The 9,799-nt window shown below is 51.0% G+C and carries 6 protein-coding genes, 17 tRNA genes and 1 rRNA gene; all 24 read right to left on the bottom strand.

Annotated elements, in window-relative coordinates:
* Positions 1 to 103: 103 nt before the first annotated feature.
* The 24 genes from iolB to rrf all read right to left on the bottom strand — a co-directional run bounded on the left by iolB (position 104) and on the right by rrf (position 9,796).
* Positions 104 to 910, bottom strand: a complete 807-nt coding sequence (iolB, locus tag EL84_RS06770) for a 5-deoxy-glucuronate isomerase (RefSeq protein ID WP_047841169.1) — start codon at positions 908 to 910, stop codon at positions 104 to 106.
* 110 nt (positions 911 to 1,020) lie between these two features.
* Positions 1,021 to 2,073: an inositol 2-dehydrogenase gene (gene iolG / locus EL84_RS06775; protein WP_047841170.1), complete on the bottom strand. Its 1,053-nt coding sequence runs from the start codon at positions 2,071 to 2,073 to the stop codon at positions 1,021 to 1,023.
* A gap of 69 nt (positions 2,074 to 2,142) precedes the next feature.
* Complete coding sequence (locus EL84_RS06780; RefSeq protein ID WP_282319683.1) at positions 2,143 to 3,618, bottom strand: CoA-acylating methylmalonate-semialdehyde dehydrogenase; 1,476 nt, start codon at positions 3,616 to 3,618, stop codon at positions 2,143 to 2,145.
* A 98-nt stretch (positions 3,619 to 3,716) separates the two neighbouring features.
* Complete coding sequence (gene iolC / locus EL84_RS06785; protein WP_047841171.1) at positions 3,717 to 4,727, bottom strand: 5-dehydro-2-deoxygluconokinase; 1,011 nt, start codon at positions 4,725 to 4,727, stop codon at positions 3,717 to 3,719.
* Positions 4,728 to 4,926: 199 nt separating this feature from the next.
* Complete coding sequence (iolE, locus tag EL84_RS06790) at positions 4,927 to 5,829, bottom strand: myo-inosose-2 dehydratase (RefSeq protein WP_047841172.1); 903 nt, start codon at positions 5,827 to 5,829, stop codon at positions 4,927 to 4,929.
* 53 nt (positions 5,830 to 5,882) lie between these two features.
* The gene (gene iolD / locus EL84_RS06795; RefSeq protein ID WP_036608001.1) at positions 5,883 to 7,748 is read right to left on the bottom strand and encodes a 3D-(3,5/4)-trihydroxycyclohexane-1,2-dione acylhydrolase (decyclizing); all 1,866 of its coding nucleotides are present in this window, start codon (positions 7,746 to 7,748) and stop codon (positions 5,883 to 5,885) included.
* Between the two features lie 393 nt (positions 7,749 to 8,141).
* Positions 8,142 to 8,212 (bottom strand) — tRNA-Gly (locus EL84_RS06800).
* Positions 8,213 to 8,222: 10 nt separating this feature from the next.
* Positions 8,223 to 8,296: transfer RNA gene (locus EL84_RS06805), tRNA-Pro, on the bottom strand.
* A gap of 7 nt (positions 8,297 to 8,303) precedes the next feature.
* Positions 8,304 to 8,382 (bottom strand) — tRNA-Leu (locus tag EL84_RS06810).
* A gap of 17 nt (positions 8,383 to 8,399) precedes the next feature.
* Positions 8,400 to 8,476 (bottom strand) — tRNA-Arg (locus EL84_RS06815).
* Between the two features lie 7 nt (positions 8,477 to 8,483).
* Positions 8,484 to 8,558: transfer RNA gene (locus EL84_RS06820), tRNA-Gly, on the bottom strand.
* Between the two features lie 10 nt (positions 8,559 to 8,568).
* Positions 8,569 to 8,649 (bottom strand) — tRNA-Leu (locus tag EL84_RS06825).
* Between the two features lie 6 nt (positions 8,650 to 8,655).
* Positions 8,656 to 8,731, bottom strand: a tRNA-Lys gene (locus tag EL84_RS06830).
* Between the two features lie 10 nt (positions 8,732 to 8,741).
* A tRNA-Tyr gene (locus tag EL84_RS06835) sits at positions 8,742 to 8,827 on the bottom strand.
* Between the two features lie 9 nt (positions 8,828 to 8,836).
* A tRNA-Thr gene (locus tag EL84_RS06840) sits at positions 8,837 to 8,912 on the bottom strand.
* 20 nt (positions 8,913 to 8,932) lie between these two features.
* Positions 8,933 to 9,008: transfer RNA gene (locus EL84_RS06845), tRNA-Phe, on the bottom strand.
* A 19-nt stretch (positions 9,009 to 9,027) separates the two neighbouring features.
* A tRNA-Asp gene (locus tag EL84_RS06850) sits at positions 9,028 to 9,105 on the bottom strand.
* A 27-nt stretch (positions 9,106 to 9,132) separates the two neighbouring features.
* Positions 9,133 to 9,206, bottom strand: a tRNA-Met gene (locus EL84_RS06855).
* Between the two features lie 16 nt (positions 9,207 to 9,222).
* Positions 9,223 to 9,298, bottom strand: a tRNA-Val gene (locus EL84_RS06860).
* Positions 9,299 to 9,304: 6 nt separating this feature from the next.
* Positions 9,305 to 9,376: transfer RNA gene (locus tag EL84_RS06865), tRNA-Glu, on the bottom strand.
* Positions 9,377 to 9,380: 4 nt separating this feature from the next.
* A tRNA-Asn gene (locus tag EL84_RS06870) sits at positions 9,381 to 9,456 on the bottom strand.
* Position 9,457: 1 nt separating this feature from the next.
* A tRNA-Ala gene (locus tag EL84_RS06875) sits at positions 9,458 to 9,533 on the bottom strand.
* A 34-nt stretch (positions 9,534 to 9,567) separates the two neighbouring features.
* Positions 9,568 to 9,641 (bottom strand) — tRNA-Ile (locus EL84_RS06880).
* 38 nt (positions 9,642 to 9,679) lie between these two features.
* A 5S ribosomal RNA gene (gene rrf / locus EL84_RS06885) occupies positions 9,680 to 9,796 on the bottom strand.
* Positions 9,797 to 9,799: the final 3 nt, after the last annotated feature.

The following is a 9,799-nucleotide window of genomic DNA, read 5'->3' on the forward strand; positions in this document are numbered from 1 at the left end:
AAATTTCGTTATACATAGATAATTGTTCTCTTCTTCTCATTATGCAGGGGGAAGTCTGCATACGCAACTTGAAGCCAGCACAATGTGCGTAGCATAAACTGCTTTACTTTTTCATCAACCACTCATGGTCAGGGTCGTTATGGAATTTCCAGGTCCGGGTTGGTCCAGCCATCACGTTCAGATAGTAGACTTCATACCCCGGAGGAGCGCCTACCGGATGATATCCGTCCGGAACAAACACCACTTCTCCGTTCTTCACTGCTAGCGTCTCGTCCACAGAACGATCATCCGTGTATATACGCTGAATGGCAAACCCCTGCTCAGGCTGCACGCGGAAATAATACGTTTCTTCCAGCAAAGATTCATCCGGGAGTGCGTCCCGATCATGCTTATGTGGCGGGTAACTGGACCAATGCCCATCTGGTGTGAATACCTCAACAACGAGCAGACTGTCCGCTTCCTTCTGTTCCGGCAAAATGTTGTGAATCTGGCGTTCCAGATTACCATACCCTCGCGCCTCTACCCCTACATCTTCGGGTGCAATGAGACGAGCCGGGTGCGTTCCTTTACCGGGTGCAACACATATAGCGATTTCCAGTTCGGTACGTGCTGTGATCTGTACTTGATCGGAAGTTGAGACGTAGACCGAGTACGGAGGTATTTTCTCGAAAACACTCATTCTTTTTCCGATATTATCCCATGTGTGCTCCCGGGTACTTACATTGGCGAAACCACTGAGAAGCACCACACAGAGTTCTTGATCACCGCTCTCACGGGTTAGCGTCTCCCCCTCCGCCAGCTTCGCTACCTGAAAGCCAACATATTCCCACCCCGCCGACTCCGGTGTTACGTTTATAAGTGTACCGTCTCCCTCCGGGTTGACCACGGGTTTCACAATACGTTCTGACATCTTGTCATCCACTCCTTTCTGTAATCGTCCACAACAACCTGATACTTATAAAAAACAAAAACTTGGACCATTCTTACGCTCTATTAGAAAAAAGTGACTTTAATCATCCACTATGGCGTTGCCGTTTGCGATTCCAGTGACATCCCAGGAACTTCACTCAGCTTCACAGGTCTTCCCCGCTCCATGGACATTTTTGCTGCCAGTGCAATTCGTTCTGCCTGTACTGCATCGTGGCCATCAACGATAACCGGTGTATCATGAATGATTGCATCGATAAAGAGGGCTGTCTCCTGTACATATGCTTCATTGTAGCGTTCCAGGAAAAAGTGTAACGGTTTGTCGCGCATAAGCCCGGCCGCTGTACTGATCTCAGCCGTATTTGGATGATCATTCGCCGCTACGGCGCTGCCCTTCGAGCCAAATACTTCAACACGCTGATCGTATCCGTATACTGCCTGACGGCTGTTATCAATAACACCAATCGCTCCATTGGCAAAAGTCATCGTTACAATCGCTGTATCCACGTCACCATGTTCCGCAAAAACCGGATTGATCAGCACGTTGCCCTGAGCGTACACTTCTTCCACTTCACTCCCGGACAGATAACGGGCCATGTCAAAATCGTGGATCATCATGTCCATGAAGATCCCGCCAGACACCCGGATATACTCCGCAGGCGGTGGACTCGGGTCGCGAGACGTAATTTTGATAATATGTGGATCACCAATCGTACCATCCTGCACATGCGTACGTATCCGTCTGAAGTTGTGATCAAAGCGGCGGTTAAATCCAATTTGTAGCTTCACGCCAGCCTTCTGAACTGCCGCTACAGCCGCTTGGGTCTGTGCCAGATCCATGCTGACCGGCTTCTCGCAGAAGATATGTTTGCCCGCCTGGGCGGCCTGTTCGATCAGCGGCACATGTGTATCTGTTGAAGAACAGATCAGCACCGCGTCTACATTAGGCATCGAGATCAACTCGCTGCTGTTCGTTGTTACAACAGGGATGCCACGACTGGAGGCCCAAGCCTCCAATTCAGGACCTGCAAATAAGTCACTGATTCCCACAATCTCGGCATGCGGGTTACGCAGGAGATTGTCTGCATGAATTTTGCCGATCCGTCCAGCACCGATGATGCCAATTCTCACTTTGTCCTTGCCCATTCCGTTATCCTCCCTATGTGCGTCCATATGGGCTGGGCGTTCCCCTTAGCCCGAGTGATGCTCTGGTTGTTACCAGCGCGCCGTTACCATCTTCTTGCGAGTGTAGAATTCAACACCATCCGTACCATTGGCATGTAGATCACCATAGAAGGACTTTTTCCAACCGGAAAACGGGAAAAATGCCATTGGTGCAGGTACGCCCAGGTTAATACCCAACATGCCCGCATCAATCGTTTCACGGAATTGACGCATACTCGCTCCGCTGCGGGTGAACAGACACGCCCCGTTGGCAAAGTCGGAACGGTTCGCCAGCTCAACGGCTTCCTCCAGCGTAGACACTCTTGCCACCGAGAGTACCGGAGCAAAGATCTCATCCTGCCAGATTTTCATATTGCTATCAACTTGGTCGAATACCGTAGGCCCTACAAAATAACCGGATTCACCTGTCGCCTGATCCTTACGTCCATCCCGAATCAATGCCGCGCCTTCCTGCTCTCCGGCTTCAATGTAACTGAGTGTACGCTCTTTATGTGGTCCACGGATGACAGGACCGAGGAACACGCCCTCATCCATGCCGTTACCAATGGTAATGCGGTCTGCCGCTTCCACCAGCTTTTGTACCAGTTCGTCAGCCACATCACCCACAGCCACAACAACCGCACATGCCATGCAACGTTCCCCTGCTGAACCAAAAGCTGCACTGGTAATCTCTTTCACGGTTAGATCCAGATCGGCGTCCGGCATAACGATGGAGTGGTTTTTGGCACCCGCGAGTGCCTGTACCCGTTTGCCATGCTTGGATGCAGTGGTGTAGACGTATTCAGCTACAGGTTGTGATCCGACAAAGGAGATCGCTTGAACATCCTTATGTTCCAGCAACCCGTTCACGACATCATGTGCACCGTGAACGATGTTGAGCACACCGTCCGGAAGCCCCGCTTCCTTGAACAGCTCTGCCAGGCGGCCTGCCAGCAGCGGTGTGCGCTCGGACGGCTTCAGGACAAAGGTGTTACCACACGCAATAGCCAGCGGGAACATCCAGCACGGCACCATCATCGGGAAGTTGAATGGGGTAATCCCCCCAATTACGCCGATTGGGTAGCGGTACATGCCCGACTCCAGTCCTGTCGCGATGTCAGGCAGTTGTTTGCCCATCATCAGATTCGGGGCACCTGCCGCGAACTCGACGCATTCAATGCCACGTAATACCTCGCCGTACGCTTCGGCATAACTTTTACCGTTCTCCAGTGTCACCAGGCGAGCGAGCTCTTCCCAATGTTCAACCAGCAGCTGCTGGTAGCGGAACAGAATACGTGCACGGCGCGGAACCGGTGTGCTGCTCCAGGATTTGAACGCTTCTCGTGCTGTCTGAACCGCCAGATCCACGTCCGCTTGTTCGGACAGTGGCACATGTGCAATAACCTCTTCTGTAGCCGGATTCACCACTGGGTCCGTGCGAGTTGACGCTGGGGTTACCCAGGCACCTCCGATCCAGTTTTGTACCATTGTCGCTGTTGCAGACGCTTCAGAAATTCCTTTTCCCATAGCCCTGTCTCCCTTCGCTTATGTGTGATCCCTTATGTTCAACATGTTCATTGTTATAGATCTGTATGAGTACGTTGTTCAAAGTATTGCAACGTGCTTCAAGACACGGTAATCTCGCCCCGATTGCAACGTTCAATGTAGTCATTCACCTGTTCCACCGTTGGCATTGCATCCGAACAGCTGTGGCTTGAAATAACGATACTTGCTGCGCCACTGCCATACGCCATACTGCGCTCAATTGTCCAGCCCTGCATCAATCCATACAGGAACCCAGCCGCGTAAGAGTCGCCTGCGCCGAACGTTTTGACCACTTTTGCCGGATAGCTGTCCGCACGATGGGAAAGCCCTTCACGCGTATAAGCAATGGACCCTTCCTTGCCGTGTTTGATTACTACAATATTCGCTGAGAAATCAAACCATTTCTGTGCAGTCACCTGATCGCTATGATCCGGATTGTGGTCGAATGTCTCCATCATGTCGAACTCTTCACGTGTGCCGAGGATGATATCGCATTTCTCGGCTGCAAGGTTGTAATAGACCGCTGTCTCTTCGTCCGATGTCCATGTGTATGGGCGATAGTCCAGATCAAACACAATAACTGTGCCATGTTTTTTTGCATACGTTAGTGCCTGTAATACGGCTTCACGGGATGGGCTCTGCGCGAGGGCTGTGCCTGAGATTAACAGCACTTTGGAGTCAGCAATCAACTGCTCTTGTACCTCTTGCGCCTGTAATAACAAATCCGCTACATTGTCCCGGTACATCAGGATACTGCAATCCGTTGGGCTTTTGATTTCGGTAAAAGCAAGCCCTGTCACCGCTCCAGTGTCATCTGTAACTACATTTGATGTGTCGATGCCGTTCTTCTCCAAATAACTCTGGATGAATCTGCCCATCTGGTCACCCGCGATCTTACCGATAAAAGCCGTCTCCATACCCAGTCTGGACATGCCAATCGTAATATTGGCCGGAGAGCCACCTACATACTTCGTAAACGTCATCGTCTCTTCCATCGGGCGATTGATCTCATTGGCGTTCAAGTCGATGCACAAGCGGCCAATCGCGGTGAAATCCTTCTTCCTGGATACCGGAAAGGATACGTAAGTCATTGCATGTGAGCCCCTTTCTGTAGTGGGATTTTCCATGTTGTATATCGATATCTAGACTAGTTACTCATTCCATCGTAAGAACTCGTAAACGGCTAGAGTAAGTCAGTTTTATTTTCCAATCGTAACTTTATACTCTTGCTGGCCTTCTTCCTTTTTCACTTCATAGGTGCAGCATCTGACCGCTGCAATGCTGAACGAATCAGCTGTGTTGGTATAACGACTCCATATAGTTCAGGGAGCGTTTGGCATACTCATACGGGTTATGAATCGCAGGGTCCTGCTCTCCTTCAAGCATCGCCCAGCCATCGTACCCTCGTGTGATCAGTTCTTGCAGAATTGGTGCAAAATCAATGCATCCATCTCCTGGTACGGTGAACACTCCTCTACGAATACAACCGACAAAGTCAGACTGCTCCGCGCGTGCTTCATCCAGCACATGCGGGCGGATATCTTTCAGATGGATATAGGCGATCCGATCATAATGTTTGCGTAGCAGTTCAAGTGGATCGGCTCCGCCATAATAGGCATGACCAGTATCATAGAGCAGGTACACGAGAGAAGGGTCTGTCAGCTCCATCAGTCGATCAATCTCATCCGGTTGCTCTACCACTGTGCCTCCATGATGATGGTACGTAAGCTTCAACCCATGTTCGCGGGCAATAGCTCCTGCTTCGTTCAATCCTTCAGCGAGGATATGCCATTCAGATTCGCTCAGTCTGAGCACTTCTTTTTCATTCGGTGTCCGTCTTGGATCAAAATGAAGTGACCCGCCTACCTCTGCCGTACTGATTACCTTACTGCCCATGGATTGGAGAAATTCCGCATGTTTGCGATAACTGTCCAGCTCCGACTGACGATATGCCGGGTCGGAGAAAAGTACGGATTTCCACTGGGAGACCAGCTTGATATTCCTTTTACTCAATTCCTCACGCAATATAGCGGGATCGGTTGGATACTTACGTCCCATCTCTGTGCCTGTCAGCCCAAGACGCTGAATGTCATCCAGAATCTGTGCACACGTTGTCGCATCACCATGCTCCTTCACATCTTCACCGACCCAATTGATCGGATGAATCCCAAGCTGGAATGGCAGCTTGCTCATTGCCCCACGTCTCCTTTGTCGTTCAACATTGTGATTCACTATATTAAACCGGATTAAATCGGTCTTGCTTTGGCACGGTTGGCTTGCATGGTGTGATGAGCATGAACTACCTTTTCTTCGGCAGATACCTCAGGTACACCCACATTCCACCATGACTCGTATCCACCTGCGTTGGTTCCAGGCACGACCGGAATCTCAATCAACGTACTTACTGTTTCGTTCTTCGCATCTCGGAGTGCTTGTTCCAGCTGTTCTGCCGTTTCCGCTCTATAGGATTTGGCTCCCATGCTTCGGGCGTGAGCTGCAAAGTCCATTGGCATGTAATCCCCGGTCAGTCGTCCACTCTCGGATTCCCGATAACGGAACTCATTGCCGAACCCGTCACTACCATGTTCCCGCTGCAAATTATGAATACATTGGAATCCATTGTTGTTGAATAAGAGGACAGTCATCTTCTTCTGTTCCTGCAAACTGGTCACAAACTCCGAATGCAGCATCAGATAACTACCATCCCCTACCATGGCGTACACTTCACGATCCGGCTCGGCAAGTGCTGCTCCGAACGCTCCACTTACCTCGTACCCCATACAGGAGAACCCATACTCCATGTGATACGTCTTTGGTTCAGCCGCACGCCACAGACGATGCAGATCGCCTGGCAGACTGCCCGCCGCACACACTATGACGGAGGATGGATCAATGGTTCGGTTAACGATGCCAACTGCTGTAGTCTGTGCCAGCCCTGCTTCATGTTGAGCTGCATACAGACGATCCACTTCTGCATTCCACTCAGCGCGGAGATCAGCGATTTCGGATGCACCATATGCACTGCGGTATTGTCTTTCCTGCAATTCCTTTTGCAAAGCCTGCAACCCTTCGCGTGCATCTGCCAAAATGGCTTCCCCGCCTAACTTGGCGGCATCCATGCCGTTCAGGTTAATGTTGATGAATGAAGCTTCCGGATGTTGAAAAGCAGAGCGGGACGCCGTCGTGAAATCAGAGAACCGAGTACCGACGCCGATCACCACATCCGCTTCTCTCGCCAGCCTATTGGCTGCCAGAGAGCCGGTAACCCCGATTGCCCCCACATTCAGTGGGTGGTCCCAAGAAACTGCGCTCTTGCCCGCCTGCGTCTCGGCGATCGGAATACCAAATGCCTCGGCGAACTCCACGAGTTGAACGGACGCCTCAGAGTACAACACACCGCCGCCTGCAACGAGCAGCGGCTTTCTGCCTCGGGCAATCTGCTCCGTTGCCCGTTCAATGGCTGCCTGTACTGGGGGGCGACGATCCAGATAATGTACTTTGCGGGCAAAGAACGATTCTGGGTAATCGTACGCCTCTGCCTGCACATCCTGCGGCAGTGCGAGCGTTACTGCTCCCGTCTCTGCTGGATCGGTTAGCACACGCATGGCCTGTGTAACAGCAATCATCAACTGTTCGGGACGAACGATGCGATCCCAGTATTTACTGACGGCTTTGAATGGATCAGTGGCTGAGATTGTATAATCACTGCTCACTTCCAACTGCTGAAGTACCGGGTCCGGTTCCCGTGTAGCAAAGTTGTCTCCAGGAAGCAATAAAACCGGAATTCGGTTCACCGTTGCAGTAGCTGCCGCCGTAATCATATTCAAAGCACCAGGTCCAATGGATGTAGTACATGCATAGATCTGTCTACGGTTCTTCTGCTTGGCATAAGCCGCTGCCGTATGCACCATGCCTTGTTCGTTCTTGCCTTGCATATACGTCAGGCTTCCCGGACTGCGCTCCAGCGCTTCTCCAATGCCTGTTACATTGCCATGTCCAAAAATACCGATGATTCCCTTCACAAACTTGGTTTCCACCCCGTCAACCGAGATATATTGCTGATCCAGGTATCGAAGCAGTGCCTGAGCCATCGTTAGTCGAATTGTATTCATGAATTGATCGCCGTCCTTTCCTTTACGGGTTAAGCGCTTAATCTAAGTTAAGTTTAAGCGCCTTACCCCTAAAGGTTAAGCGCTTAATTGATATGGTATTACAGGTTAATGATTTACGCAAGCTATTTTTGTAAGCGTTTTTATAAATTGTGATAAAGAAAAGATATTCTTGTGTTCGAACATGTGTTAGACCTTCTCTATTTGAACACTTCCACAATGACTAAGAACAGACTTAAAAAAGGGGGAATATATCGTGAGGATGGAATACATGTTGGTACATACTAATCAGCCATATAATCCGTTGATCTTCATATACATTCATAATCAATATGCCTGTGAATGCAAAAAAAAGAAAGAGATGGTATTCACCGTCTCTTTCTTTTTCAATATATAAGCGGGTGATGGGAATCGAACCCACGCTATTAGCTTGGAAGGCTAAAGTTCTACCATTGAACTACACCCGCATAACAACAATCGGGATGACACGATTTGAACATGCGACCCCCTGGTCCCAAACCAGGTGCTCTACCAAGCTGAGCTACATCCCGTTATCTATACCGGCGAGAGGACTCGAACCTCCACGGTTTCCCACTCGATTTTGAGTCGAGCGCGTCTGCCATTCCGCCACGCCGGCAAAATATGAAGTTATAATGGCGCGCCCTGAGAGATTCGAACTCCCGGCCTTTTGATTCGTAGTCAAACGCTCTATCCAGCTGAGCTAAGGGCGCAAAAAATTGGAGCGGAAGACGGGAATCGAACCCGCGACCCTCGCCTTGGCAAGGCGATGCTCTACCGCTGAGCCACTTCCGCAAATAAGGGATGCGCGTGGAGGGACTTGAACCCCCACGTCAAAGACGCTAGATCCTAAGTCTAGTGCGTCTGCCAATTCCGCCACACGCGCATATAATGGTGAGTCATGAAGGGCTCGAACCTTCGACACCCTGATTAAAAGTCAGGTGCTCTACCAACTGAGCTAATGACTCATAGAAAAACTGGTGGAGGATGATGGATTCGAACCACCGAACCCGTACGGGAGCAGATTTACAGTCTGATGCGTTTGGCCGCTTCGCTAATCCTCCAGGATTACATGGTGCCGGCGAGAGGACTTGAACCCCCAACCTACTGATTACAAGTCAGTTGCTCTACCAGTTGAGCTACACCGGCGTATTACATGGTGTTATAAATGGTGGCTCGGGACGGAATCGAACCGCCGACACGAGGATTTTCAGTCCTCTGCTCTACCGACTGAGCTACCGAGCCTTACTACATTAAAAAAAAATGGCGGAACCGACGGGATTCGAACCCGCGATCTCCTGCGTGACAGGCAGGCATGTTAGGCCAACTACACCACGGTTCCAGATCACTTTCTCAAAGGAAAGTATAATTGCGGGGGCAGGATTTGAACCTGCGGCCTTCGGGTTATGAGCCCGACGAGCTACCGGGCTGCTCCACCCCGCGTCGTTATAAAGTTATATGGTGGAGGCTGAGGGGATCGAACCCCCGACCCTCTGCTTGTAAGGCAGATGCTCTCCCAGCTGAGCTAAGCCTCCATATTATGACCCGTAGGGGATTCGAACCCCTGTTACCTCCGTGAAAGGGAGGTGTCTTAACCCCTTGACCAACGGGCCTTACTGGCTCCCCGAACAGGGCTCGAACCTGTGACAACTCGATTAACAGTCGAGTGCTCTACCAACTGAGCTATCAGGGAATGGTGGAGCCAAGCGGGATCGAACCGCTGACCTCCTGCTTGCAAGGCAGGCGCTCTCCCAGCTGAGCTATGGCCCCATACTCTGGTGTATTTCTTGTTGTGGTCTTGCTATGGGCCCTGGTGGACTCGAACCACCGGCCTCACCCTTATCAGAGGTGCGCTCTAACCAACTGAGCTAAGGGCCCTTATCAATTTTCGAAAAAAAATACCCCAATGGGGTTTCGCTTGGCGGCGTCCTACTCTCCCAGGACCCTGCGGTCCAAGTACCATCGGCGCTAGAGGGCTTAACGGTCGTGTTCGGGATGGGTACGTGTGGAACCCCTCCGCCATCGCCACCAAACGC

This window comes from Paenibacillus sp. VT-400, from assembly GCF_001029205.1.
In the GTDB taxonomy this organism is placed as follows: Bacteria; Bacillota; Bacilli; order Paenibacillales; family Paenibacillaceae; genus Paenibacillus; species Paenibacillus amylolyticus.